The organism is Prosthecobacter sp. Pr1 (genome assembly GCF_057652315.1).
The window spans coordinates 1-26,291 of record NZ_JBYFBS010000007.1 but is presented as its reverse complement, the minus strand read 5'-3'; the positions used below and the strand labels follow the sequence as shown (position 1 = coordinate 26,291).

Here is a 26,291-nt window from a genome sequence, read left to right as displayed (position 1 = left end):
TGGCTACTCAGCGCGCAGTTGTTTGCGCAGATCGTTGATGCCGTCACGAATGGCGAAGAGTTCGGCTCGGAAGTCGTTGAGCAAATCTTGCCGGTCCTTCCACTCGGGGGCCTCCATCAGTTCGTTCAATGCAGCGAAGGCGTCGTTAGCCCAGTTGAGGCAACGGCGAAGAATGGCGAGCGTGTGGCCTGTTTGGAATGAACCGCCAAAATCTTGCGTGCCGAGCGCTCCAGCCAGCTTGCCACTGATGTTCATCGAGTTGCGGATGAAACGGTCGAGCGCTGTGCTGCCATCGCTCTCTGCGGCGTTTTCTGCGCGTTCCTCTTTGATCTCGGTCAGAAGCCGCAGGACGAAGTCATGGGCCATGGTTTGCAGCGGGTGGGCTTCACGCTCGCTCTCCTCTTCTAGGTAGTCGGAGAAGGCTTGGTCATCGAGTTCCATCTCGATCCCGTCCAATTCTGGCATGCCATCATGGCCTTCCTTCCAGTTTTCACCCTTGTCATCGTCGTCTCCTCGTTCGCGTCCGCGGCTGCCCTCCAGCATGTGATCCCAGCCCATGACAAAGGCGATGCGGTCATCATGCAGGCCATCGATACCGTATTTTTCGATGGCCTCCATGTTTGCATCGGTGAGGCGATCAGACTGCTTGAGTGAGTCTTCCCAGGATTCCTCACTGGCATCGAATTCCTCATCGTCGTCATCCTTCCTCGGTTCGGGGCGTTGGATGATGCCGGCCAGCCATTCCCGCATGGCTTGGAGGTTGCTCATTTTTTGCGCTTCTTCCTCCGCCTCGTCCATTTCCCAGACCCATGCGGAGATGCTGACCTCAAAATCTGTGCCCTCGATGTATACACGCCCGTTTTCCTCGGAGAACCATTCAATGTAGAGCGCATTGGCGCTCTCTAACTCCACTTTATAGGACGCGGTGATATCGCCGACATGGCCCTTTTGCTTCGGCTGTAAGGTCGAGGCGGGCCCCGGCGAGGGGTTGGGATTGTTGAAGGTTATTTTGCAGCCAGCAACATCGCGCCAGGCATTTCCCCTCAGGTCGATGATCACGGGGTCTTCCCGACCGACCAGCCACAGCTTGCCACGTACGTTGTCGCGGGTGGTGTTGTCGATTTCGCCACGGATGACGGCAGTATCGAGACGCAGGGCCATGCGCGCATGAGAGAGCGGGCTTGGCGGCAGTGTCAAGGCTAAGGCATGGCTTGACTCTCCCCTCTGGCTCGCTTGAGATTGCCTGTCCGCGCCATGGAACTGATCTCGATCGTCGAAGCTCTTCTTTTTGCCACCCAGGAGCCCCTGGGTGTGCCGCAGATGTGTGCCGCCGTCAAAGAGACGGCCAAGGACATTTGTGATGCCGCCAGCGAGCCGCTTGCCGAAGGCAGTCCGATCCAGATCCCCGAGTGGGTGGCCCCATTGGCGGCTACGACCGAGGAGCAGGTGCGGGCGAGTTTGGATGAATTGATCGCCCGCTACGCCGCGGAAAAGCATGCCTTCACCCTCGTCGAGCGTGCAAACGGCTGGCGAATCGCCGCCCGTGGCGAGTACGCCGAGTGGTGCCGGGCGCTTTATCCCGGTAAAAAAGTGCAGCGCCTGAGCCAGCCCGCTTTGGAGACACTCGCCATCGTGGCCTACCGCCAGCCGATCACGAAAGCCGGCATTGAAGCTGTGCGCGGTGTTTCGGTGGATGCGATGGTGCAACAGCTCATTGACCGCGGGTTGATGAAAATCGAAGGCCGGGCCGATCTGCCGGGCCGTCCACTGCTGTATGGCACCACGGAGGCTTTCCTTGACCATTTCGGCGTGCGCAGTCTCGATGACATGCCCAACGCGTCCGAGCTTCGCCGGGTGAAACTGCCGACCGCCGAAGAAAGTGCGGCGGCTGCCGAGCACCCGCAGGAGCACCAGCTCTCCCTGGCTCCCGTCACGCCTGCGGCGGACGAGTCCTAACCTTTTTTCTCCTGCGGTCCATGTCCCTCGAAGAAGTCCGCAACAAGATCGATAGCATCGATCAGCAGCTGCTGCGTTTGCTCAACGAGCGTGCCGAACTGGTGCACGCCGTTGGCGAGATCAAACGCAAGGACGACCTGGACATCTATGTGCCGGGCCGCGAAGACAAACTGCTGCGCAAACTGGCGGAGATCAACCGCGCGCAAAACGGCCGCCTGACCGAGCGGGCGATCCGTGCGATCTACCGCGAGATCATGAGCGCCGCGCTCGCTTTGGAGGACAGCCTCAAAATCGCCTACCTCGGCCCCACGGGCTCCTGGACGCATCAGGCGGCGGTGAACAAGTTTGGCCACTGCGTCGAATACCTCGCGGAAGCCAGCACCGAAGGCGTCTTTGGCCGAGTGGCCGCGCAGACCGCAGACTACGGCGTGCTGCCCATTGAGCATTCGACGGAAGGCGCGGTGCATCACACGCTGGACCATCTGGCCGACAGCGCGCTGCAGATCTATGCCGAAATTTTGTGGAAGGCCGATGCCGCCGTCATGGCGCAGGGACCGAACAGCACCATCACTGAGATCCATGGACGGGCGCAGATGCTCGCCCATTGCCGTCCCTGGCTCATGCAGAGCTTCCCTGGCGCACAACTGATCGAGTCCGCCAGTTCCAGCGCCGCAGCCACGCTCGCCGCGCAGAATCCCACCGTGGCGGCTCTCGGCACGCCTTTGAGCGCCGAACTACACGATCTGCGTGTCATTGCCACTTCGCCTCGTGAATACGCTACCCAAACGCGTTTCATCATCCTGGGGCGCCGCTCCGGCCCTCCATCAGGCAATGACAACACGATGCTCATGATCCATTCCAAGGATCGCGTTGGCGCACTCATGGAGGTTCTGCAGGTCTTTGCCTCACGCAACGTCAACGTCCGCCAGATCGAAAACCGCCCCACCACCAGCGGCGCTCAGGCCCGCTTCTTCCTTGAAATCAGCGGCCATCATTCCGATGCCACGCTGCAGCAGGCTATCACCGCTCTTGAAGTCGAAGGCATCGCTGTTCAGGTGAAGATCCTCGGCAGCTATCCGGCTCCGGGCTGGGTGGAGGAGAGGTGATGCCGCCGCACGGCTGTCCCCATAACATTGTACTTTGAATTTCACCGGGTTCTAAGCAGGAAGGCCTCATCCAGTTGCCTTCAGGACACTTCTGACTTTCTTCAGCCTTGATGCGCTTGATCTCGCTCTTGCTTCTTTTAACGCTGTCGCTGGGTGCTGAGGACACGGTGCAGCCTGCGGCTTGGACGTTTGCTGACTATGAGCGATTTAATCCTGCCACTTTTCGCATGTATGCACCTGCGATGAGGGTAATGGATCATGCCAAGATGGATGTTGGCCTGCTCAACGCGGCGGTTTTCTTTGCCACCAACGCGGAGCGGGAGAAGCAAAAGTTGCCGATTTTCCAAACTTCACGTGCGCTGGCGGCGTGTGCCTATGAGCACTCGCGGGACATGGCCTTGGAGAATTTCTTTTCTCACGAGAATCCGAATGATCCCTCCAAACGCACCGCCTGGCAGCGCATGGAGGCCAAGGGCCTGAAAAGTGGCGAGCGCGCTGAAAACATCGCCATGCGCACCACGAACGGCCTCACTTACCTCGCCTTTGCAGATGAGATGGTGAAGTTGTGGATGAACTCTCCGGGCCACCGGGCAAACATTCTGAACCGCAATCTCCTCTTTTTAGGCTGCGGCGTGCATGCCTGCACCTGTCCGAAATTTCATGTCTATGCCACGCAGAATTTCGCATCGGTGGTTCCCTGAAGATCATGGGCGCTCGGCCGATTCAGGAGGTGAGGGGGCAAATAGTGACCTGTTGCATACGACAGGCGTCTCAGCGGCAGCGAACGACCCGAAAGCCGACATGAGCTGCTGGAAGATCTCCAGGCAGGCTGAAACGACTCGCGCAGCGGGCTTCAGCGGCCGTATGCCGCCAGCTGCCACCTCTGACGACGCAGTTTTGGCCCTTGTCAGGACCATGGGGATTTTTCAGCTGTGGCTCTGGAGCCCCGTAGCTTGGATCGTAGAAATCCCAGCACCACTCGGACACGTTGCCTGCCATGTCATAAAGACCGAATCCGTTGGGCTGAAAACTGCCAATGGCAGCGGTGTAGGGTTTGCTGCTCATCAGAGCAGGTACAGTTCCTTCACGCTGACTTTTGTCATACTCGATGAGGGGTGATCCATGGTAGTTGGCCTGCTCATGGGTGATCTCATTGCCCAAGGGGAAACGTTTGTCTGCGAGGCCCCCACGGGCGGCAAACTCCCATTCAGCCTCCGTGGGCAGGCGGTAACCATTGGCCTCCCAGTTGACATGCTGGTTGCCGATGTCCACCCTGTCTTTGCGTGCGACGTTCTGCCCGGTGGTTCCGGTATAGTAGCAAGGCGTGAGGCCTTCTTTTTCGCTGAGCGCGTTGCACCATTTCACAGCGTCGCCCCAGGAGATGCCATAGACAGGGTGGTTGTGCCTTTTGCCGTTGCCAGCAGGGAGATCTGGATAGCCATGCTCCCGTCCCCAAATCATGACGCTGTCCCATAGCTCCAAGGTGACCTCATGTCTGGCAATCATGAACGGCGCCAGAGTGACCTGATGAGGCCGTGCATCTTTCAATTCACCCAAGGGGTCCCCCATGGAGTAGCTTCCCCCCTTGAGCGGCACTAGTTCCGTTCCTGACTTCATCGCTGACGAAGATGCGAGATCCTTGCTTGGAAGGTCAGGCCGAGATGTGGGGAGTCGATGACTGAGGCCGAGAAGGTAGCCTAGAAGGGCGGCCATTAGAAAGCCTGCTGCAACGAACCATTTTTGAAAAGGCTGCATGCGCCGATTGCACTGAGCGGGGCGGCTGTAGAACGGCCTCTCATTGCTCCATATCACCTCGGTCGGCGCAGCATGGGTCGCACGTGATTTTTGGCCATCTTCAGCCAGCCCTGCCCGGTTACGTGCCCTGTTCATCAGCCCTCCGGCATCACCCAATTGTTGGGGCGAAAGAGGAATAACGGCATCATCACGAAATAGCATTGGGACTCTAGAGCGGCCTGTGAAAAGGTCTGATCAGCAGTTTTCAATAGCTGCAAAACTGAATACAAACATTCTTGTTCTCCTGACCATTGTCATGCGTGGCCCAGAGCAAAAAGAGGATGATTCAATGGCGCTGACATTTCCAGAAAGAAAGCAGCGGAACATCACAGATAAATCAATATTTAGGATGGCTGTCTCGGCTTTCTCGAAAAGACGATTCAGCAAGCTCCTCCCAACGCTGCCATCACTCCAGACCGGGCATTACGCCTGGCCTAGAGCACCGAGCACCTTCGCGACGGTGTTTTCGACGCTAAGGCCGTGTTTTTTACGAAGGACCGAGGGGGTGCCGTGCTCGATGAACTGGTCGGGCCAGCCGATGCGGACGACAGGAGTATGAATGCCTGCGTCGCTGAGCTGTTCGATGACGCCGGTGCCGAATCCATTGCGCAGGACGTGGTCCTCAAGGGTACAGACAACCTTCACTTTTCTAGCGAAGGATGAGATGCAGTCCATGTCGAGGGGTTTGATCCAGCGTGGATTGATGAGGGCGACAGAGAGGCCTTTGGCTTCGAGTTCAATTTTAGCGGCTTCAGCGATGGGGAACATATCACCAAGGGCGATGAGGGCGACATCGTTGCCGTCGGCAATGACCTCGGCCTTGCCGATTTCGAGGCGGACGGGCTTGTCCTTGGGCATGATGCCCGGGCCGTTGCCACGCGGATAACGGATGGCGATGGGACCGCTCTCGTAGCAGGCCATGGTCCACAGCATGTCCACAAACTCGTCTTCATTGCGCGGCTGCATGTGGACGATGCCGGGGACGCCCCGGAGGTAGGCGATGTCGAAAAGCCCATGGTGCGTGGGGCCGTCATCGCCGCTGAGTCCGCCACGATCCATGCAGAGGCGCACGGGGAGATTTTGGACTGCCATGTCATGCACGATCATGTCGAACGCGCGCTGCATAAAGGTGGAGTAAATGGTAAGGAAGGGCTTCAGCCCCCGGGTGGCAAGTCCGCAGGCAAAAAGCGCCGCATGCTCTTCGGCGATGCCCACGTCGAAATAGCGCTCTGGGATTTCCTTTTTGAAGACGCTCAAGCCAGTGCCGCCGGGCATGGCTCCGGTGATGGCGACGATTTTTGTGTCGGATTTCGCAAAATCGGTGACGCTGCGGGCGAAGACCTGGGAGTAGGTGGGCTTGTCGCTGGTGGGAGTCTCGCCAGTCTCGATGGTGTATTTGCCGAGGCCGTGGAACTTGCCGGGATCGTTGAGGGCAGGGGTGTAGCCGCGGCCTTTCTCGGTGATGATGTGCAGGATCACCGGCTCATCCTGAGTCTTGAGGAACTCGAAGGTCTGGATGAGCAGGGGGATGTTGTGTCCGTCGATCGGGCCGTAGTAGCGGATGCCGAATTCGTCGAAGAGCGAGCTGCGATTGGACGGGGTCTGGCTCTGCGGTAGCAGAATGTTTTTGGCGTGGTCTTCGACTTTCTTGGCAATGCGGCGTGCGTCTTCACCGAGAATGAACTCAAGCAGTTTGCCGGCTTTCTGATGAAGGTTCGCGTAAGCAGGGTGTGTGGCGATTGAATTGAAGTATTTCGCGATGGCGCCGACGTTGCGGTCGATGGACCATTCGTTGTCGTTGAGCACGACGATGAGGCGCTTGGTGTGCGCAGCGACATTGTTCATCGCTTCAAACACCGGGCCGCAGGTGAAGGCGGCGTCTCCGGCCACGCAGATGACGTTTTCGTCCGTTCCGCAAAGGTCACGACCCGTGGCCATGCCGAGGGCGGCGGAGAGGGCGGTGCCAGCGTGGCCTGCACCATAGCAGTCGTGTTCGCTTTCAGTGCGAAGGAGGAAGCCGTTCAGGCCGTCATGCTGGCGGATGGTGTGAATGCGGTCCCAGCGGCCGGTGAGCATTTTGTGTACATAGCCCTGGTGAGCCACATCGAAGACGAAGCGGTCCTTGGGGGTGTCGAACACCCGATGCAGGGCGATGCTAAGCTCCACGACACCAAGATTTGGGCCGAGGTGGCCGCCGGTCTGGCTGAGGGTCTCGATGAGCGTCTGGCGAATTTTCTCCGCAAGTTCGGGCAGTTTCTCCAGCGGCAGGGCTTTGAGGTCGGCAGGGGAGTTGATGGCAGGCAGTTGGGTATCCACAGGTCTAAAAAAGTCGAATTTCGCCACCTTCAGGCTCGGCGGTTTTACGGCGGCGGGCGGGGGAGCGGAGTTTTTCGGTGTCTTCGGCGCTCTCGTCGTTATCAGCGGCATCGTCAAATGAACTGAGCGAGGCTTTGCCACCTTCAAGATCGGCACTGATCACATCCACACGACGGCGGGCACCATCGATACGATGCCGGCAAAGTTTGAGGAGTCGCACCCCGTCTTCGTAGCTGGAGATCATTTCCTCCAGGGAAAGCTGGCCGTCCTCCATTCCCGCCACGATCTCATCCAAGCGCTGCATGGCGTCTTCAAAGGAGGGTTCGTCGGACTTGGGGCTGGGTTTGCTCATGTGTGTTTATCACTAGCCAAGGAGGCACGGAAGGGCGGTCATTATCCGGGCTTCATAGGAGGCCGCAAGCAGGAAAAGGCGTGCTTGAAAGGCATTTGCCCCCCCTTTGGCGGTGATGGAGGATTCAAAATGACGCGTGGGATGGAGGTGGCGTGTGGTTGGTTTTGACGCCCTCAGCATATCCAAGCTCACCGATGGCCAAGAGTTAAGACCCTCTCGAATATGGAATATTACGTTAATTATTGAATTTATATTCATATTGGCTAAGGTAATATTTAGCCCGTGAAGATCCTCGAACGCAGATTTTGTCTCCATGCGTGCGTCATTGGGGCCATGATCTGGTCCCATGACGCTCTTGCCTATTTGGGCAGTTTTGAGGAGCAAGATGGTTATCGGGTCCCCATGAACGGCCAAATTCTGTCTGCTTATCTGGCGGGGGATGCCCAATTCTATCTCAACAATAACTCCGTCAACGGCTATACCGGGGTGGTGCCGCTGGGTGCCTACCCCAACTCTTTGGGGGACGGCACGAACGGGCCCGACGTCACACGTTATAACGCGGGTCAATATGGCACCAACCACTCAGGCCCCGGAGGAGGGGCGACGGACATTGCCGACGGCACAGGCCTTTGGCAAGTGCTGTCAGGAGGCAGACTGTACGAGGATGCTTCGGCCCCCTATTATTATGGGAGCCAGTACTATCGGAATCAGATCGTCGCTTACCGGAACACCATGCCGAACTCCGGGTCGCAGACCCTGAACCTGATGGCTTCGGATCAAAGCTTCAGTTACCGCTACAGCATGGATTCGCGCGATTATGACGGGATTACTCCCGCGAGTACGGCGGGATTGCAGGTGCAAATGTCGTTTTGGGTCAAGCCCTCGGACTGGGATGACCCGGACACTGGTAATATGATGGGGCTATCGCTGCTTGATGCGGCCAATCAGCCCGTGTTTGAAGTGGGGTACACCGGCGACAACTTCCTGCAGTACCGCATGATGGGCGACGCCTGGCAAACGACAGCCTATCAAATGGGTACGCTGGGCTGGTCAGAAATCACCGTGGCGCTGGATACACTGAACAACACCGCAACTCTCGGCATAAGCGCCTTCAATGACGGAAGTTCAATGCTGGGAAGCAGCATTGGCGTACTCAACAGTCAAAGTCTTGGGCTGGTCAGCGGCGCGATTACCGGACTGCAGTGGGATTTACGCGGAGGCAGTCTGGACAATGGTGCGGTGAGCTACATTCAAAGCTTTGACGACTTTGACTTTGCGATCACTTCAGTCATACCAGTGCCCGAGCCCGGCAGCGCGTTGCTCTTAATCCTAGGCGTCGCATTGCTGCATGCCCGACGCCGGCGTGCGTGAGCTCTAGGTGCGGGTTAAGCTGAACAAGACCCCATAAAAAAACACCCGGTCTTGCGACCGGGTGCTTCTCATTGAGGAGATGATCCTGCGAGTGGTTACGCGAAGATGTCGAGGACAGGAACGCCCTTGTCGCCGACCGTGAACGGACGGTTGGAGGGAGACATGACCACTTCATCCACAGGCAGGCCCATGGCATGGCCGATGGTGGCCTGGAAGTCCTGCGGTGTGCACTGCTTGTCAGCAACGCGACGGCCTTCCTTGTCGGTGGAACCGTAGACGAAGCCGCCTTTGACGCCGCCGCCTGCGAAGACGGTGGAGTAGGCGAGCGGGTAGTGGTCACGGCCATCATTTTCGTTGATGTCCGGCGTGCGACCGAATTCTGAACCCATGACGATCATCGTGGATTCAAACAAGCCATTGGAAACAAGGTCTTCGATCAAGGCGGCGAAGACGCTGTCCATTGTCGCTGCAGTTGTACCAAGAGCTGTGTCAATGGTGTTGTGCATGTCCCAGCCGCCGGATTGAACTTCGACGAAACGAACACCGGCCTGCACCAGACGACGGGCAAGGAGGGCTCCCTGGCCGAAGTTGTTTCTGCCGAACTTCTCACGCACCGCTGCTGGTTCCTGGCTGAGGTCGAAGGCCTTCAGGTCTTCGCTCTTCATGAGCTTGACGGTTTCGTCATAGAACTCGGAATAGGACTTCACATCGTCTGACTGGAACTTTTTGCGGAAGGAGGTGTCGAATTCATCGGTCAGGGACAGACGCTTTTTGAACTGATCTTCCGAAGTGGTCGGTTTGATGTTCTGCAGCCCGGTCTCTGGATTGGAGATCGGGATGGGGCTCATCGTGGTGGGGAAGAAGCCTGCACCAGGGAAAGCATTGCCGCTGTTGACGACCACGCTGTCTGGGAGGGTTGGCCCTTTGATACGGCCCAGGAAATGGGAGGCCCAGGCACCGATGCAAGGATGGACAATCGTGCCGCGCGGCTCATAGCCGGTCTTCATGACATAAGTGCCCTGATCATGCACACCGGTCTTGGAGCTCATGGAACGGATGATGGAGAACTTGTTGGCCACCTTGGCCATCTTCTCCATGGTCCCGCCAAGGCGGTCCATGTTGCCGGAGCCAGCATTTGCCTTGATAGGATCGGTAGGGCCTTTGGTTGGGCCGTCTTTTGGATCCCAAGTGTCGATGTGGGTCATGCCGCCACCCATCCAGAGGAAGATGACGTTTTTGGCCTTGCCGAAGCCGGGGGTGCCTGCACCGGTGGTGCCGGCAGCCGCCAGATTCAGAGAGGGCATGACGGTCACGCCGAGCGCGGCCTGAGCCGTGCGCATCATGAAGTCACGACGGGCGATAGGGTTGAGCTTGTTGAGTGCTGGTTTCATAAGAGATGTCTGCGCGTTACGTGTTGTCGGTTAAACTTGGGATTATTGGATGAAGATGAATTCGCGGGTGTTGATGAGCGCCCAGATCATGTTGGCATAGCCGTCATCACCTCCGGAGAGGGCGCGCTTGGCGATGTCCTTTTCCGCAAGCGTTGGGCGGCGGTTGAGCACGGAGACAAACAGAGCCTCAACCTTTTCAGGTGGGGACTTCACCTGCGCCATCGTGCGGAAGATCAGTGAATCCGGGCTGGTGAGCATCTGCTGCGCCTTGCCGTTCATCATCATCAGCACCTGGGGAACCGAGCCGGACTTGACGCTGCCGTCAATCAGGGAGCGGGGGGACTGACCGAAGTCGATGAGGAAGTGGCCGTTTGGAGCAGGCTGCTCCAGAGTGGAGGCCCGGCGAAGAACCATGCCGTTGTAGGTCAGGGAGGCGTTTTCCATCATGCCGCTTGCAGGTTTGGCTTCTGCCTTTCCTTTGGCTTTGCCGCTGTCCATCATCATGTCGTCACCACCGGCTTCGGCAAGACCACCACCCATGAGGGCGCGTTCTTTTTCTGCCATCTTGCGGAAGGCGTCATACTTCACCAGCACGGTCTGCGCATCCAGTTTTGGATTGCTGAGGTCCAGGTCAATGGAACGACTGTAGAGATCTTCAAGCGGCTTGGCATACTTGTCGGGGTCGCCGAGCACCAAGGTCATGTAAGAGTCCCAGGCCTGCTCAGCGCTCATGCGGCGGAGGAGGGGGCCCTGGAAGTAGTAGGGTTCACCCATGGCAATCTTTTCCGAGGTGGCCTCAGACTGATAAGCGCGGGTGTTGTAGATGATGCGCATGAAGCTCTTGATGTCGAACTTCACCCGTTTCATTTCTTCAGCCAGATGGATGAGCAGTTCGGGATTCACGGACTGCTTGGGGTCATCAATGTTGGTCACTGGCTCGCAGATGGCCTGGCCGAAAGCACGCTTCCACATGCGGTTGGCGATCGCCATGGCGAAGCGGGGATTGCTTGGATCCGTGGCCCATTTGGCGAATGCCGGACGAAGCTCTTCTGCGGACTTCATCTTCTGCTTGTAGGCAGGAAGATTTTTGTCGTCCTTGCTCCAGGTGATGAACTTGGGTTCCACCGGGTCATTGGGCTTGGCATCAGGATACTTGTAGTCATGCGGCAGCTTCATGGTGTTGGTGTCCATGTCACCGACGATGTAGCGGTTGGCTCCCATGTAGTTGCGGATGCCATTGCGGATGCGCTTGATGTCCTGGCCGCTCTGGGTGACCATTTCTTCAATCTTAGGCATCAGATCATTCATGGCGTTCATGGCCATGCCGGGGCTTTCTTTGCCCTTGCCTTTGCCGTAAGCGCGCATCGTGGTGGTGGTGGCGCCGAAGAAGGAGGCCATTTCATAGAACTGGTGCTGAGTCCAGTCGGAGAACGGGTGGTCATGGCACTGGGCGCAGGCCACGTCGGTGCCCAGGAACACAGCGAGCGTGTTGGCCAGATTGTCCAGCGGCATGCCTGCGTCACGGAGGAGATAACCAGCGGCACCATCCTGCCACATCTTCCCCTTGGCGGTCAGCATCTCAAACACCATCTTGTCCCACGAGGTGTTCTTCTCGATCTCGTGCTGCATCCAGTTGATGTAGGGAACGCCGCGAAGGTTGTCCTGTTCGAGGCGGTCTTTCACACGCAGCATTTCTGCAAAGTAGTTGAACGTGTTGCTGTTGTAGCCGGGGCTGTCGAGCAGCATGTCGATCAGTTTGGCACGCTTGTTCGGATTGCTGTCCGAAACGAACTGATTGGTTTCCGCGTAATTCGGAATGCGACCGACGATGTCGAGATAAACGCGGCGCACGAACTGCTCGTCGCTTGCCAGCGGGTTGAATCCGGTAATCGGCTTTTTGCCACCCTTGGCGCGCTCAGGATTGGCACGTACAAGGCCATTGGCCACGAGGCGGTCAACTGAGGCGGATGCCTGGGCTACCGTGGCGTTCGCCAGCATCACCGGCTGGTCCGAAGGCTTCATGCTTTTTGCCAGCGCCTGGTCTTCCGCAGACAATCTGGTCAGCGCAAACTTGTGAGTGGCGCCGTCTGCGGTTTTCAGAATGATGTCCTCACCATCGAGTCCGATGAATGAGGCGGTGACTTGGCGGCCCGAGGTGTCCGTCCAAGTGCGAATTTCCGCCAAGGCGGAAGACGCACAAAGCGCGGAAACAAGCAGGCTGCTGAGCAGTTTCGTGGTTTGTTTCATGGTGGTGTGGAATGAAGGGAATGGAATTCCAATGGTTTGAACGTGCCGGAGGGGCATCCAATTAGGCTAATTAGCGGTTTTTTTGCAGTTTCGGCAAGCTGGGACGCGGGAAAGGACCTATTTACCCGGCCTCAAAAGAGCTTTTTCCAGCGCGGATGACATGGCTTTGACCCGATCTTGCCTTGTTTTAGCCAAGTTTTGGCTTTCCCCAAGGTCCTGGGACAAGTCATAGAGCTGAGGGTCGGGGGCATTTCCGGTCTCACTATTGGTGTTCTTATTTTTGGCGGCGCCGGGACTGGCAGGGATGAATTTCCAGTTCCCATCCCGCAGGCTAACTGGACCGCCCTGTTCGACCAGTTGTGTCCGGCCAGTCATGTCCATTCCCAGAAGGGCGGGCAGTATATTTTGGCTGTCCACGGCGGCGGGTGGAGTTGGCTGGCCGGTCAAAGCGGCAAAACTGGCGGGAAAATCGACCTGGCAGACGAGGGCGGAACTCACACCCGGCTTCACTTTCGCGGGCCAGCGAACAATGAAAGGCACCCGCGTCCCGCCCTCGAACGCGCTGTATTTTCCACCCCGCAGGGGGCCGGCGGGCTTGTGCTTGCCGAGCTTTTCGACCGCTTGGTCCTGATATCCATCATCCACCACGGGGCCATTATCGCTGCTGAGGAGGACAAGGGTGTTGTCTTTCAGGCCCAGTCGGTCGAGTGTGGCTAGGATTGTGCCCACGCTGTCGTCGAACTGCAAAATGGCATCTCCTCGCGGTCCCATGCCGCTTTTTCCGACAAAACGCGGATGGGGAACGCGCGGCACGTGAGGATCATGCGCTGCGAAGTACAGGAAGAAAGGGCCGTCCTTGCTGGCCTCGATGAACTTCACGGCTTGGCTGGTAAAAGTGTCCGCCATGTCCTCATCCTTCCAAAGGGCCGCTTTTCCTCCCTTCATATAACCAATGCGGCTGATGCCATTGATCAGGGCCATGTCATGCCCGTGGCTGGGGTGCATCTTGAGCAGTTCGGGGTTGGCCTTGCCCGTCGGTTCTCCAGAAAAAGGCTGCTTGTAGCTCACTTGGATCGGGTCTGCTGGGTCAAGTCCCTCGATTTGATGATCCTTCACAAACACACAAGGCACCCGGTCACCCGTGGCGGCCATGATGAAGCAGTGGTTGAAGCCGATCTCCAGCGGTCCTGGTTGGATCGAGCCATTCCAATCCATAGCACCGTCGCCCAGCCCCAGATGCCATTTCCCGACCACTCCGGTCTGGTAGCCTGTGCCTTTGAAGACTGAGGCCAGAGTCGCCCGGCCCGGTGGGATGATCATCTTGGCATCCCCCGGCAAAATGCCCGTCCCTTTTTGCCGGAACGCGTACTCGCCTGTCAGCATCGCGAATCGTGAGGGCGTGCAGGTCGCCGCCGCACAATGTCCGTCCGTGAAGCGCAGCCCCTCAGCCGCCAGCTTGTCGATATGCGGGGTCGAAATGGTCTTGGCGCCGTAGCAGGACACATCTCCGTATCCAAGATCGTCCGCATACAGCAGCACCACATTGGGTTTGTCCGCGGCCATGGTCGCAGAAACGAGCATCAGAGCGATCCAGCAGCTTTTCATGGATGACTTGGGCAGATGTTACTTCAGGGCCTTGGCGATGAATGCGGCGATGTCTGCATGCATTTTCTCCATATCGGGGCGGTTCGTGTACATCATGTGGCCGGACTCATATTCGGCGAATTCGATGTTCCCGCGCAGTTCATCCGGCAGGTGCATCTGGCGCACGCTCAGCAGCATGTTGTCAGGCGGTGTCACCAAGTCACGCCAGCCCACCAATGCCAGCACCTTGAGATGGGGGTTTTGCTTGATCGCCTCCGCCAGTTGGCCGCTCACGCTCGTGTAGCTGTTGCCCTTGCCATGGTTCCAGTTCGGCTGCGGTGCCAGCACTTCATACGGCAGGTCTTTTTCATACTTCAATTCTTCGCGCAAATAGGCGTTCATCGAAGCCGCAGCGATGCTGCCCACCACGCGCATGAAAGGCTCTATCTGTGGGCGATTTTCCGACTCATCGCCATCCCGCCCTGTCACCCGCGCATCGTAGGCACCGAGCACCAGCTTTTCTTTGCGCAGCAGCCGCTCGCGAAACACCCCGCTGTCGATCCGCAGTTCCTGCTCTTCAATAAGCTTCGGTTCCAGACCCGTCAATCGGGCCAGTTTTTTCACCACCGCCTCACGCTCTGCGGCTGTCAGCTCGCTTCCCTTGAGCAGGGCCGAAGCGTATTCACCGAAGGCAAACGCGCGCGATTCCGCCACGGCCTTCTTGAAATCCGCCTGCAAATCCGCCGGCAGCTTCTTGTGGTAGTGAGCCGTCGCGGTCATCGCAGGCAATCCCACCAGATACGGTGTTTCATTCAGCGGTCCGGGGATCAGAGTCGCGTAATCGAGCAGGCCGGACACGATCACGATGCCATTCAAGTACATGCGGTGCCGCTGCTGCAGATGCTCCGCCAGCCCGCCACCGCGAATGCCACCGTAACTTTCACCCGCGATGAATTTGGGTGACCGCCAGCGCTGCTCGCGCGTGACCCACAAGCGCATGAACTCGCCCACGCTGGCGATGTCCTCCTGCACGCCTAGAAACTCGCTGAGATTCTTCGGATCTTCGGCACGGCTGAAGCCAGTGTTCACCGGGTCGATGAACACCAGATCGGTGACATCCAGCAGGGAGAACTCATTGTTCACCAGTCCGCCTGGGGGCAGCGGGGGCGTCAGTCCATCCGCTGGTAAATCCACACGCTTGGGTCCGAAGGCTCCCAGATGCAGCCACACCGAGCTGCTGCCCGGGCCGCCATTGAAGCAAAACGTCACAGGCCGCGTGGCCGCGTCCTTCACATCCTTCATGGTGTAGGCCGTATAAAAGACCTGCGCCGAAGGTTTGCCGTCTGGCTTCAGGATGGGCAGCGTGCCAGCCTTGGCTTCATAGGCGATTTCTTTGCCGCCGATGGTCACCTTGCCGCTCGTTACCACAGGCTTGTCGGCATCAGGCTTCTTGGCTTCTTTTTTCTCATCCGCTTTGCCTTCCTTTTTCTCGGCAGGGGGTGCTTCAGGTTTGGCGAGCTTGTCTTCTTCAGCGGCAAGGCAAACGGGCATCGCCAGGGCCAGTACGGAGGTCAAAAGGGTCGGTCGGATACGCATGGTGACCGGAAGCATGGCATGCGCGCCACGCCTTGAGAATCAAAATCCGCATGAAACCACCACGGTCACGCCTGCTTGCAGGCCTTGATCGTGTTCGCCATGAGCATGGCGATGGTCATCGGACCGACGCCGCCGGGGACGGGGGTGATCGCACGGCATTTCGGCGCGACTTCATCGTAGGCAACGTCGCCGACGAGCTTGTACCCCTTTTCGGTGGTGGGATCGTCCACGCGGTTGATGCCCACGTCGATCACGACTGCGCCTTCTTTGACATGCTCGGCCTTGATGAAATGCGGGCGGCCAATCGCGGCGATGATGATGTCCGCCGTGCGGGTGATCGCGGCGAGATCGCGTGTGCGGGAATGCGTGACGGTCACGGTGGCGTCGCCGCCTTTGCCCTTGGCCATGAGCAGCAGGGCCATGGGTTTGCCCACGATCATGCTGCGGCCGACCACGACGGCATGGGCGCCGCTCGTTTCGATGCCGGCTTCGATCAGCAGTCGCTGGCAGCCCAGCGGGGTGCAGGGAACGAATCCCGTGGGATCTTCCAGCGCAAGTTTGGCCACATTGACCGGATGAAAGCCGTCCACATCCTTGGCCGGATCAATGGCTCGCACGATGGCGGCCTCATCGATGTGCTTTGGCGGCGGGCTTTGCACCAGGATGCCATGAATCGCCGGATCGTTGTTCAAGGCGTGCACATGGGCCAGCAGTTCGTCCTGCGTCGTTGTGGCCGGGAGTTCGAGTTTGACGGAGTGCAGGCCCAGGTCACGGCACTTTTTATCTTTGGAACGCACATAGGCCCGTGAGGCCGGATCATCACCCACGAGGACGACCGCGAGGCCCGGCTTGCGCCCCTGCGCGGCCAGTTCGGCGATTTCGCGACGGCATTCTTCGAGGACTTTTTCGGCGACGGCGGTTCCTGAGATGATCTGCATGTTTTCTGGTCATGCAGACGTGGCGGCGAGTCAACAGCCGACGCCAAAAACCGCAGGGCGGCTTTTTCTGTAACCACACGGTTCTGCCCGGCATTCGGCTCACTGTGCGGTTCTCAAGCCGCGATCCATCCAAACCCACATCACATCATGAAAACTATCCTCATCCTCCTAACTCTCGGTTTCACCCTCGGAAGCGTGCATGCGCGCGATTTCGGCCGCAGTTCCTCATTTACCACCAAACGAGGCACCAGCTCGCGTGCAGTTGCTGGTAATGTCACTCCTGGCACCGGTGCCAGTCGCACCGCCGCCACGACTGGAGCCAAAGGCAAAACTGCCACCGCCAGCCAGCAGGTGACTCGCATCGAAAACGGTCGCGCCTCCGGTGGTGCGGTCACCGGCCCGAATGGCAAAACTGCCACGACCAGTGGTTCCGTGACACATGCCGATGGTACCCGCACCGCCACCCGCAGCGCCACGGGGCCGAACGGACAGACGAAATCCGCAACCACCACCACGACAAAGAATCAATAAACCTCCAACACTGCCAACCTATGAAAACATTGACACTGTCACTGCTCGCCGTCTTTGGCCTTGCCACCGCCATCCCTGCGATGGCGTTCGGCCGCAGCGCCGACATCTGCGAAGGAATCATCCCTGATCAAACACGCTCCTCCATCCGCGAGATCGTGCGCACGGCGGTGCGTCACTTCCTGAACTTCCGCAAGCAGATGCCGCTCAACGAAGAACAGAAGGCGGCGATCAGCAAGATCCTCGCAGAGCACCGTGAGGAAATTCATGCGCAGATCAACCAGAGCCGCGCCGCTCGCCATGCCATGGAGGCGGCCGTCAAAGAAAACGGCAGCGCCAAGGCTGCTGCGGAAAAGATCGGCGATGCCGCACGAGATCGTGCGCTGCTTATGGCCCGCATCGGTGCGCAGGTCCGGCCCCTGCTCACGCCGGAGCAGCAAAAACAGCTCGAAGCAGCCCGCACAGAGATCGAAGGCATGGTCGATGGCGCGCTCGCCTCAGCGCTGCGCTGAATGCGCTCCACGGCAACGAGGCTTGATCTTCTTAGGTCTGCCTCGTTGCCATTCTCCGTTTTGGAATTACCTGCGTTACCAGCTGTGACCGCCGCCGCTCAAACTGAAAGCCTCGTGGACGATGACCTCGTCCTGATTCAGTCGGCGCAGGCTGGAGATCTCGATGCCTTTGATCAAATCATCACACGCCACCAGTCTACCATGACCGCCATGCTTCACCGCTTCTCCGCCAACCGTGCCGATCTTGAGGACATGGTGCAGGAGACGTTTGTGCGTGCCTGGCGCGCACTGCCGCAGTGGCGGCCGGACAAACCCTTTCTGCACTGGCTCAAGCGGATCGCTGCCAACATCGGCCTCGAATTCTGCCGCAAGCATCAGCGCTCACCTTTTTCGCGCCTCGTTCAGCCGACCGATGAATCACATCCTCTCGACCACATCGCCAGTGCTGACGACGTCCCAACTGCAAGCGACGCTCTCGCCAGTGCGCAGTTCATCCTTTCGCATCTCCCGCCGGATGACCGTGCCTTGCTCACGCTGCTCCACCTCGAACAAATGCCGCTGGGTGACATCGCCGCGCATTTCGGCTGGAGCAAAGTCAACGCCAAGGTGAAAGCCTTCCGCGCACGGCAGCGACTTAAAACCATTCTCACACGTCATGGATACACCCTCTCGTAAACCCACTTCGTGGGACCAGATCACACTCCACGCCCGATCGGTTCCTGCGCCAGCAGACATGGATCTGCGTGCTGCCATTCGCGCTGAAATCACCTCCTCCCCGTCACAAGCCGCGTCTCTAATTGACGATGTTCTCAGTCTCTTTCGTTCCCGATGGCTGCAGACTAGTTTTGCGTGTCTCGCTGTTGCAGCCGTTCTGGCCTGCTTCGAGAGCCTCGAAGTCGTGAATGAAATTGCCTGGATCTGGCAGCTTCAGGGCCCCGTGTTCGCAGGCATTTGATCTCCATGAACCCTCCATCCAACACCTCGTCACGCTGGAAAGCCGTTCTTCTTCTGCTGCTGGTCTTTGCTCTGGGGGCAGGTTGCGGCATCGGCGGAGGACTGCTTGTGCTGCGTCGAATCGTTCAGCATGCCATGGTACATCCTGATGAGTCACACGCTCCGGTTGACCGGGTCGTGGGCAAGATCGAATCCCAGATGGTGGCGGAGCTTGATCTCACGGATTCCGAGCGTAGCGCGGTGCATGCGGAACTGCTGCAAGCCGCCACAGAATTCAAGGCATTGCGCCGTGAAGTCTGGCAGAAGGCCGGCGTAAGCGTGTCGGGTTCGCTTGATCGTATTTGCCAGCATCTCCCTGCTGAAAAGCAGGCGATCCTGCGCAAAAAAGCCGCCGAACGGCTGGGTCCCTGGGGCCTGCTCAGTGGCAAGCGGTAACTCTATTGGCGTTACTTCAACTCCATTCAGCCGCGCGTCTGGCGGCTACCACCTCAGGCTGCAGCCAGCAGCTTCTGTTTGCCGCCTTCAGCCAGCAGGGCGGCGAGTTCAGGCATGTAGCGGGTGATCTCGTGCGAGAGCATCGAGAGCCGGGTTTCGGATTTCCAACTGCCTTTCTTGCTGCGGTCCATGTCGGTCATTTCGACTTCAACGAGGGTGGAGAAGACAGTGGAGTCAGCCTGAGGATCGTGTTGCAGTGTCATGATGATAGTGAAGGTTGATCCGGCGTCAAAAGAACGAGCTGTCCGTTCTTGAGAGTCCATTTGCGTCTGTCCAAAGCACCCGAGTTCAACATGGCATCGATCCCATTGCTTAACAGCATCCTCGCCGCCTCGGCGGGGCTGCTGCCAAACGTGCCCTTCAAGGTCATGTCTTCGAGGTACTGCTTGATCTGCGGTGTGATCGCGATCGTCAGTGACAATGAGTCGAATGTGTTTGAGGGGCGGGCCATCCAATAATAACCGGGTAATAACCCCATTTTAATTCCAACTTGACCCGATGGTCAAGGTTGGCTTCCATTAATTTGGGGTTTTAACCCCATAAAAACCCCGATTTTATTTAAGGTTTGTTAAGTATCTGGTGGTTAGCGATGGAAAACGGTCTCGAACAGCGTTCAAAACCGCCCAATCCCTATGAAACGCTTACTCCGTATCTCTCTCCCTGCCGCCCTGCTTGGGGCAGCCATTCTCAGTCTGAACGCCCAAACCAAGGATGAAGGTGGCTGGCAGAACTGGTTTGCCGACGGCTCACTGCAAGGCGGCCAGATCATCAGCGGCAAAGCCACCTACAAAGTCGAAAACGGCATGCTCACCGGTACTACCACCGAAGGCAGTCCGAACACTTTCCTCGCCATCGGCCCGTTTAAAGATTTCGAACTCGAGTTCGAAGTGAATGTGGATGATGCGCTGAATTCAGGCGTGCAGGTGCGCAGCCACATCGCCAAAGAAGGCGATCCAGTACCTGAGGGCGCCAAAGGCAAGCTCCCAGCCGGACGCCTCTACGGACCGCAGTGCGAGATCGCCATCAACGGCACTGCCGGTGATTTCTATGATGAAGCACGTCGCGGTACCTGGTGGAGCATTCTGACCAAAACGGACGCGGTGCGGACCGATGCCGCAAAGGCAGCCTTCAAAAAAGGCGAGTGGAACCACTACCGCATCGTGGTGAAAGGCGATCATTATCAGAGCTTCGTCAACGGAGTGCCTGCCGCCGACTTCACCCAGCCCAATGACCCCGAAGGCTGCATTGGCTTCCAAGTGCACGGCATCAAGGGCGGCACGGGCCCCTACAGCGTTCGCTGGCGCAATGTGAAGTTCCGCGAAACGAAGTAAATTCCGATCAAAGCCAGGCCGCCTGCTCCTGCGGCCGCCATCCAGCTGCGCCACCAAGGCGTGAGCTGGATGGGAATGGGACGGGAACGATCTCCCGCCAGCAGGAGCATCCATTTGGGCGCTACATCAGGATGCGTCGCATCGTGTGTCCAGAGCAGCACGTCGTGCAGTTTGCCCTTGGGCATTTCAAAAACAATCTCTGGCTCGGCGCTGCGCCAGCGCCAGGCTGAGGTGATCAAGGCATGAGCCTCGCCTTCAGTGCCGGACGGCAGGTAGGCGGCAGGGGCGTAATCCTCCCAGTTGTGATGCTGCGAGATGCTTGCCGTGGCCAGAGTGGCAAGCGGCACCAGAGTTTCGTGCTGCTTCAGGCGCACCGGGTCAGCCAGCGCATCCAGCGCGGCAGATTCATCCATGATGAGCGGGTTGCTGCCGTAGTCGGCTGTGACCTCCAGCAGCACCTCTGCATCCGGCAGGAGGGTGAGCTTGGCGCTCAAAAACTCTGCTCCATGCCCCAAAGCACACAGGGGGGCCAGAACGGCTCCCCCTGCGGCGAGAATGAGGATGGATCGCGCGAGGCGCATCATTACTTCTTCACGTTCCACTTCAAGACACGGCCCCACTTGTTCCACTCGGTTTCGAGGATGTTGCCATCGTTGTCGAAGGTGATGCCATGAGGGCTGGTCACGACACCCTGCTTCCAGTCCTTGGGAGCAATACCGGGGGTGTTGGTCATTTCCGGGCTGGTGCCGAGATCGGCCACACGCTTGTTGGCCTTGTCCCAGACGCTGACGTTGCCGGCGATTTCGGCCACGCACATCAGATCGCCGTGGAAGCTGGCGGAGCTGGGGTTGCGCATCTCGGTGGCGATTTCACCGATGAAATTGCCTGCGAGGTCGGTGTGCAGCATGCGCTTGTGGCCGCGGTCACAGATCATGACACGGGCGGGCTCAAAGCGTGTGTCGATGAAGATCTTGTGGGCGTTTGCCAGCGCCAAGGGCTTGTCGGGGCCGCCGAAAACGCTCTTGAACTTGCCATCGGCGCTGAACACAAAGATGAAGCTGCGACCATAGCCGTCGACGACGTAAATGTCACCGTTGGGAGCCACGTCGCAGTTGGTAAGCTTGAGACCGCCGGCTGCGGCGACGCCTTTTTCCTTGGCAATTTTCTTCTCGGTGCCGTCAGCGAGCTTCAGGGTGATCTCCGTTTTGGTATCTGCGATTTTCAGGCCCGATGCGATGGGGGTCTTCTTTTTGGGGTCGGTTTCGTCGGTTTTGGTGACACTCACAAAATCACGCTGCTCAGCAGGGAAGGCGCTGGTCGGGATCTCCATCACGATGCTGCCATCCAGATTGCATTTGATGACCTTTTGTTCGCCAAGCACGGCGGCGTAGATGTGCTCACCACCGCCAAGCTTGCGAATCACAAAGCCATGCAGGGAAGGGGGGAGGGGGAGGGTTTTGATGAACTTGCCGTCCTTGCCATATACTTGCAGGCCAGCCAGGGCGGGGTCTTTGTCCTGCACGCTCACGTAGATGTTGCCGGCGGAATCCACGGCGATTTCGCCGTGGCCGTCGCCGATGGTTTCTTTACCAGGAGGCGGGGTGATGAAGTTCGGGACGAATTCATAGGCCACTTCGGCAGCAGCAGTGCTGGCGAGGGCCATGACGGACAGGAGGGAGAGGATGCGGTTGCTCATCAGGCGGATTCAAACGGAACGCAGAGGCAGCGTCAATCGTACAACGGTGATTTTGCTGGATGATCCTGTCATACGGCAGGAAACTTCAGGTCACACAGCGTGTTCCCATGCATCTTCCCATGAAAAAAGCTCTCTTCATTCTGCTCGGCAGCGCGGCGCTGGCGGTGTCCGTTGTCGGTCTGCGTGCGCAGGCACAGCTCACCGAATTTGATGAAAAATTCAAAGCGTTCGACCAGAACGGCGACGGCATCATCAGCGGGAGTGAAATGAACGGCGCGAACTACCTGCCCCGGCTGGACTTGAACAAGGATGGCAAGCTGACGCATGACGAAGCGCTCGAAGCCGTCCAGAAAATGCGCAAGCTCTCGGGCAATCTGCCCGCCGGAGTGGGAGATGAGCCAACGCCCGTCCTCTTTAAGCGCATGGACAAGAACAGCGATGGCAAGCTGACGGCTGAAGAGTTGCCGAACAAGAAATGGTTTAACGGCCTTGATACGGACAAAGACGGCTCGGTGACGCTGGAAGAGGCGGAGAAGGTGATCGCCACTTTGCGCAAGCGCGGCAGCACGGGAAGCGCGGCCACTGAGCGCCCGATCAAACCCGCCTCCGAGGATCCTTCCTTCAAGGAAGCGCCCGAATTGCTCAAGGGCAGCGATCATGGGGTGGGGCGCATGGTGGCCGATCTCGCTTTGAAGACCTTGCAGGGAAGTGAAGTCAAACTGAGCAGCGCCGCAGGCAAGAACGGCCTCGTGATTGCACTGTTCAGCGCGAGCTGCCCAATCAGCGGCAAGCTGGCACCCGAGACCGCCCGGCTTGAAGAGTCACTGAAGGAACAATGTGTGGGCATGCTGCTGGTGAACGCTCCGCCGGGACAGAAAGCCGAGGAGATCACGCAGTTCATCGCAGATCACAAGCTGGTGTCTCCGGTCGCCACAGATGCGGATGGCAAACTCGCGCAGCTACTGACGGCAACGACAACCACAGAGGTGTTCCTGCTCGATGCTGCACGCACGCTCGTTTATCGCGGTGCACTGAATGATCAATACGGCCTGGGCTACTCAAAGGACACGCCGCAGCATCATTACCTGCGCGATGCGGTGACCGCGATGCTGCGTGGCGAGCCGGCAGAACTGGTCGCGACCAGTGCGCCGGGATGTGCGCTGGATCTGCCGTCGCAACAAGGCATCGCCAGCACACCCGTGACTTATCACCGTGACATCGCGCGCATCATGCAGGCAAACTGCGTGGAGTGCCATCACAAGGGCGGCGTTGGGCCGTTCGCACTGGATTCATATGAGGCGGTGATCGAGCACGCTGGAATGATTCGCAAGCAGGTGGAGCGCGGAGCCATGCCGCCGTGGTTTGCCGCTCCGCTCGAAGGGCGTGCTCACTCGCCTTGGATCAATGACCGTTCTTTATCGGCACGTGATCGTTCAGATTTGCTGGCATGGCTGAGTGCGGATCGTGCCAAGGGCGACATTGCGGATGCGCCCAAACCTCGTGTTTTTCCCAGCGAATGGAGCATTGGCAAGCCGGATGCGATCATCGCCGCCGCAAAGCCGATTGCCATCAAGGCCGAAGGCACGATGCCCTACCAGCACGTGACTGTGGTCACCGAATTTCCCGAAGACCGCTGGGTGCGCGGTTATGAGATTCTTCCGAGCGCCCGCGAGGTGGTGCATCACGTCATTGTCAGTGTGCATGAAAAAGGCAGCAAAGTGCGCGGTGGTGGCGATGAAGGCGCCGAAGGCTACTGGGCGGCCTATGTTCCTGGCAATACGAAGCAGATTTACCCCGAGGGATTTGCCCGCAAGCTGCCTGCGGGCGCGACGGTGAGTTTCCAGATTCACTACACGCCGAACGGCAAAGCGGTGGAAGACACGATCCGAATGGGGCTGCTGTTTTCCAAGACACCACCGAAATATGTCGTTCACACCACCGGCCTGTCCAATACGCGCCTGAGCATCCCCCCGGGAGAGGCCAATCATGTGGAGTTGGCCCAGCGTACGCTGCCCGTGGACGTCAATGTGATGGCCTGGATGGCCCACATGCACGTGCGCGGCAAGGCCTTCAAATTCGAGGTCACTCTGCCCGATGGCAAGAGCGAGACGCTGCTGGACATCCCCAAATACGACTTCAACTGGCAGCTCCGCTACGACTATGCCGTGCCGCATTTCCTGCCCCGCGGCAGCACGGTGAAAATCACCGCCGTGTATGATAACAGCTCTGGCAATCCGGCCAACCCTGATCCCACCAAAACCGTCCGCTGGGGACAGCAGACCTTCGACGAGATGATGATCGGCTACATGGAGCACTACACGCCGTTGAACCCGGAGGTCGCCGACGTGAGGAAGTGATATTTCTCAGCGATAGCGCGTGGCGCCTTCATTGAGGAAATTGGCATGAATCGTTTTTCTGATCTCCAACAATTCAGGAATGAACTGCTTCAGATAGGGAGCTCGGTCTGCATTGGAGAGCATGCTTATTTGTGATGATGAAACCTGGGCCACGGAGCCAAAGAATTCAGCGAAGACAGGAACCACCTGGGTGATGGCCATTGTGCCTTTCGTGAACCCCAGCCGTTGATTGACCTTGGCAATGCCGTTGCTGATGGCCGCTCCTAATGTAAATCTGCTGCCATCCACAATGACCTGGCGGATAATGTAGTCACCGCGGGGCCGGCTGGGAATGTCAAACCCTCCGCGATTGGGCTTGGGGTCGAGATAGCATGCGGCAGCCAAAGTCAAAGTATCACGGTGGAAAGCTTTCAGCTCGGCCAAGGAACTCATCAGTGAGGTGTATTGCATTTTCCGCCATTGGGTCACCTTGTCAGGCCTCACCGCAAAGCGTCTTACATTTTCGAAAACGGTTCCCCGGGTCCAGATGTCACCTTTGCCTGAATCCAGGTAGGTTGAGATACCTAGTACCTGCTTTGTGTCTGTGAGTACAACTGGCCCGCCGCTGTTGCCAGGTACGATCTGACAGCTGACTTCGATTCGGTCACTTCCCAAACCAAGCACCGCACCATCAAGCGAAGTCACAGCGTCGCCTCCCAGACTGTTGCCATAGGCGATCACCCTTTGATTGACGTTGACTGAAAAATTGGTGTCTACGAGGGCATAGGAAGTTTCGCCCTCTTTGAGTGTCACAGGGAAACGTGCAACGTCTTCAAGGCCATTGGATGAATTAGGATCGTATGTGTTCGAAAGCTCGATCTCGTAAGGAATCGGGATATTCCGTCCCGATGCCGTTTTGATGCTTTCAATCTTGGAGGTGAAACTTTTGGGAGTGCCGCAGATGACATGCGCGTTGGTATAGACGTAGGTCTTGCCACCCACCTGGGCGATGAAACCTGAGCCGCTGCCATGGTCTGTTTTGATGATGATGAGGCAACCGGCATCAAAGGATGAACCCGCCGCCAGCGCAGGTGTGGTTGTCGTCACGCTGGGGGTGGCTGGTGCTTGAGCCTTGGCCATTTCCGGCGGTGTTGGCTCACTGGTTGGGGGCTTTGATGTGAGCGCTGCTTCTGGTGGTGATGTTTTAAAAGCCGTAACTGCAGCAATCAGCTTGGGTATCAGGGCGTTCGCTCCCAGATCATATTTCTCTCTCAAATTCTCAGGCAGCAGACCCACCGTAACAGTGCCAACGCCATCGGCATAGATCAATGAGATGCCTGCTTCATCCACTTTGCGGATTTTGGCAGACCGGACCAGCTTGCCATTTGTTAGTGTGAAATCTCCCAATTCCTTGCCAGCGGCAGAGGAACGTGCGTTCTCCACTGCCATTTTGAATGAGTCGGTGTTCTGCGCCAGGTCGGCGTTGATTTTTTCAAGGCGCTTGTCGAGGATGCCCTTGGCCTTCAGAAGCACCTGATTTTTTTCCATGGTATCGCGGCGTTGATTCAGGAACGCTTTCTTTTGAGCGATGAGACTGCGTTGGTCGGCAAGTCGGGCAGTGACCTCCTGCACAGCCAGTTCTGATGCCTTGAGCTTGGCGGTATGATCATGCTAAAAGTAACCACCGAGGCCGCCGCCGATTACAACCAGAAGCCAAAACTTGGGTGAGGTAAGCATGGTGGTGGGGATTATTGAGCATTGAGGCCTTTGTAGGCATCAAGCTTGGAT

The 26,291-nt window shown here is 58.1% G+C and carries 24 protein-coding genes; 11 read left to right on the top strand and 13 right to left on the bottom strand.

What is annotated here, in order from left to right; translation table 11 throughout:
• Nucleotides 1-3: 3 nt before the first annotated feature.
• On the bottom strand, nucleotides 4-1,161 hold the full coding sequence (locus AC24GY_RS13445; protein ID WP_487683703.1) for a hypothetical protein: 1,158 nt from the start codon (nucleotides 1,159-1,161) through the stop codon (nucleotides 4-6).
• A gap of 93 nt (nucleotides 1,162-1,254) precedes the next feature.
• Between AC24GY_RS13445 and scpB the strand changes: the two genes are divergently transcribed.
• The 3 genes from scpB (at nucleotide 1,255) to AC24GY_RS13430 (ending at nucleotide 3,763) form a co-directional block, all read left to right on the top strand.
• Entirely contained in the window at nucleotides 1,255-1,956 is a 702-nt protein-coding gene (gene scpB / locus AC24GY_RS13440) for an SMC-Scp complex subunit ScpB (protein ID WP_422315979.1), read from the top strand.
• A gap of 20 nt (nucleotides 1,957-1,976) precedes the next feature.
• The gene (pheA, locus tag AC24GY_RS13435; RefSeq protein ID WP_422315977.1) at nucleotides 1,977-3,062 is read left to right on the top strand and encodes a chorismate mutase; all 1,086 of its coding nucleotides are present in this window, start codon (nucleotides 1,977-1,979) and stop codon (nucleotides 3,060-3,062) included.
• A 128-nt stretch (nucleotides 3,063-3,190) separates the two neighbouring features.
• Nucleotides 3,191-3,763, top strand: coding sequence for a CAP domain-containing protein (locus tag AC24GY_RS13430; RefSeq protein ID WP_487683700.1), 573 nt, complete (start codon nucleotides 3,191-3,193; stop codon nucleotides 3,761-3,763).
• A 70-nt stretch (nucleotides 3,764-3,833) separates the two neighbouring features.
• On the opposite strand, the gene AC24GY_RS13425 is transcribed toward AC24GY_RS13430, so the two are convergent.
• The 3 genes from AC24GY_RS13425 to xseB all read right to left on the bottom strand — a co-directional run bounded on the left by AC24GY_RS13425 (nucleotide 3,834) and on the right by xseB (nucleotide 7,524).
• Entirely contained in the window at nucleotides 3,834-4,775 is a 942-nt protein-coding gene (locus AC24GY_RS13425; RefSeq protein WP_487684184.1) for a formylglycine-generating enzyme family protein, read from the bottom strand.
• Nucleotides 4,776-5,279: 504 nt separating this feature from the next.
• A complete protein-coding gene (gene dxs / locus AC24GY_RS13420; protein ID WP_422315971.1) occupies nucleotides 5,280-7,172 on the bottom strand; it encodes a 1-deoxy-D-xylulose-5-phosphate synthase in 1,893 nt (630 codons plus the stop codon).
• Between the two features lie 4 nt (nucleotides 7,173-7,176).
• On the bottom strand, nucleotides 7,177-7,524 hold the full coding sequence (xseB, locus tag AC24GY_RS13415) for an exodeoxyribonuclease VII small subunit (RefSeq protein ID WP_422315969.1): 348 nt from the start codon (nucleotides 7,522-7,524) through the stop codon (nucleotides 7,177-7,179).
• Nucleotides 7,525-7,806: 282 nt separating this feature from the next.
• On the opposite strand from xseB, the gene AC24GY_RS13410 reads away from it, so the two are divergent.
• The gene (locus AC24GY_RS13410; RefSeq protein WP_487683695.1) at nucleotides 7,807-8,895 is read left to right on the top strand and encodes a PEP-CTERM sorting domain-containing protein; all 1,089 of its coding nucleotides are present in this window, start codon (nucleotides 7,807-7,809) and stop codon (nucleotides 8,893-8,895) included.
• A gap of 95 nt (nucleotides 8,896-8,990) precedes the next feature.
• Here the strand turns inward: AC24GY_RS13410 and AC24GY_RS13405 are convergent, their stop codons facing one another.
• The 5 genes from AC24GY_RS13405 to folD form a co-directional block, all read right to left on the bottom strand.
• Entirely contained in the window at nucleotides 8,991-10,286 is a 1,296-nt protein-coding gene (locus tag AC24GY_RS13405; RefSeq protein WP_422315965.1) for a DUF1501 domain-containing protein, read from the bottom strand.
• A gap of 42 nt (nucleotides 10,287-10,328) precedes the next feature.
• Complete coding sequence (locus AC24GY_RS13400) at nucleotides 10,329-12,533, bottom strand: DUF1549 domain-containing protein (protein ID WP_487683692.1); 2,205 nt, start codon at nucleotides 12,531-12,533, stop codon at nucleotides 10,329-10,331.
• A 117-nt stretch (nucleotides 12,534-12,650) separates the two neighbouring features.
• Nucleotides 12,651-14,096, bottom strand: a complete 1,446-nt coding sequence (locus AC24GY_RS13395; protein ID WP_487683689.1) for a sulfatase family protein — start codon at nucleotides 14,094-14,096, stop codon at nucleotides 12,651-12,653.
• A 60-nt stretch (nucleotides 14,097-14,156) separates the two neighbouring features.
• Nucleotides 14,157-15,692: a S10 family peptidase gene (locus AC24GY_RS13390; RefSeq protein ID WP_487683686.1), complete on the bottom strand. Its 1,536-nt coding sequence runs from the start codon at nucleotides 15,690-15,692 to the stop codon at nucleotides 14,157-14,159.
• A gap of 86 nt (nucleotides 15,693-15,778) precedes the next feature.
• The gene (gene folD, locus AC24GY_RS13385; protein ID WP_422315957.1) at nucleotides 15,779-16,651 is read right to left on the bottom strand and encodes a bifunctional methylenetetrahydrofolate dehydrogenase/methenyltetrahydrofolate cyclohydrolase FolD; all 873 of its coding nucleotides are present in this window, start codon (nucleotides 16,649-16,651) and stop codon (nucleotides 15,779-15,781) included.
• A gap of 147 nt (nucleotides 16,652-16,798) precedes the next feature.
• Here folD and AC24GY_RS13380 point away from each other — a divergent pair, with 147 nt between their 5' ends.
• The 4 genes from AC24GY_RS13380 (at nucleotide 16,799) to AC24GY_RS13365 (ending at nucleotide 19,080) form a co-directional block, all read left to right on the top strand.
• On the top strand, nucleotides 16,799-17,182 hold the full coding sequence (locus AC24GY_RS13380) for a hypothetical protein (RefSeq protein WP_487683682.1): 384 nt from the start codon (nucleotides 16,799-16,801) through the stop codon (nucleotides 17,180-17,182).
• A 20-nt stretch (nucleotides 17,183-17,202) separates the two neighbouring features.
• A complete protein-coding gene (locus AC24GY_RS13375; protein ID WP_487683679.1) occupies nucleotides 17,203-17,691 on the top strand; it encodes a Spy/CpxP family protein refolding chaperone in 489 nt (162 codons plus the stop codon).
• A gap of 84 nt (nucleotides 17,692-17,775) precedes the next feature.
• Nucleotides 17,776-18,366, top strand: a complete 591-nt coding sequence (locus AC24GY_RS13370; protein WP_487683676.1) for an RNA polymerase sigma factor — start codon at nucleotides 17,776-17,778, stop codon at nucleotides 18,364-18,366.
• 285 nt (nucleotides 18,367-18,651) lie between these two features.
• Entirely contained in the window at nucleotides 18,652-19,080 is a 429-nt protein-coding gene (locus AC24GY_RS13365; RefSeq protein WP_487683673.1) for a hypothetical protein, read from the top strand.
• A 53-nt stretch (nucleotides 19,081-19,133) separates the two neighbouring features.
• Here the strand turns inward: AC24GY_RS13365 and AC24GY_RS13360 are convergent, their stop codons facing one another.
• Nucleotides 19,134-19,343: a hypothetical protein gene (locus AC24GY_RS13360; protein WP_397381378.1), complete on the bottom strand. Its 210-nt coding sequence runs from the start codon at nucleotides 19,341-19,343 to the stop codon at nucleotides 19,134-19,136.
• Nucleotides 19,344-19,433: 90 nt separating this feature from the next.
• Here AC24GY_RS13360 and AC24GY_RS13355 point away from each other — a divergent pair, with 90 nt between their 5' ends.
• A complete protein-coding gene (locus AC24GY_RS13355) occupies nucleotides 19,434-19,598 on the top strand; it encodes a hypothetical protein (RefSeq protein ID WP_487683669.1) in 165 nt (54 codons plus the stop codon).
• A gap of 174 nt (nucleotides 19,599-19,772) precedes the next feature.
• Nucleotides 19,773-20,471, top strand: a complete 699-nt coding sequence (locus tag AC24GY_RS13350; RefSeq protein ID WP_487683666.1) for a 3-keto-disaccharide hydrolase — start codon at nucleotides 19,773-19,775, stop codon at nucleotides 20,469-20,471.
• Here AC24GY_RS13350 and AC24GY_RS13345 read toward each other — a convergent pair.
• Together AC24GY_RS13345 and AC24GY_RS13340 are read right to left on the bottom strand one after the other, a co-directional pair.
• Nucleotides 20,426-21,055, bottom strand: coding sequence for a hypothetical protein (locus AC24GY_RS13345; RefSeq protein ID WP_422315942.1), 630 nt, complete (start codon nucleotides 21,053-21,055; stop codon nucleotides 20,426-20,428). The genes AC24GY_RS13350 and AC24GY_RS13345 overlap by 46 nt on opposite strands.
• Nucleotides 21,055-22,167: an NHL repeat-containing protein gene (locus tag AC24GY_RS13340; protein ID WP_487683662.1), complete on the bottom strand. Its 1,113-nt coding sequence runs from the start codon at nucleotides 22,165-22,167 to the stop codon at nucleotides 21,055-21,057. The genes AC24GY_RS13345 and AC24GY_RS13340 overlap by 1 nt, the downstream gene beginning before the upstream one ends.
• 119 nt (nucleotides 22,168-22,286) lie before the next feature.
• On the opposite strand from AC24GY_RS13340, the gene AC24GY_RS13335 reads away from it, so the two are divergent.
• On the top strand, nucleotides 22,287-24,524 hold the full coding sequence (locus tag AC24GY_RS13335) for a redoxin domain-containing protein (protein WP_487683659.1): 2,238 nt from the start codon (nucleotides 22,287-22,289) through the stop codon (nucleotides 24,522-24,524).
• Nucleotides 24,525-24,530: 6 nt separating this feature from the next.
• On the opposite strand, the gene AC24GY_RS13330 is transcribed toward AC24GY_RS13335, so the two are convergent.
• Nucleotides 24,531-26,051, bottom strand: coding sequence for a S1 family peptidase (locus AC24GY_RS13330; RefSeq protein WP_487683656.1), 1,521 nt, complete (start codon nucleotides 26,049-26,051; stop codon nucleotides 24,531-24,533).
• Nucleotides 26,052-26,291: the final 240 nt, after the last annotated feature.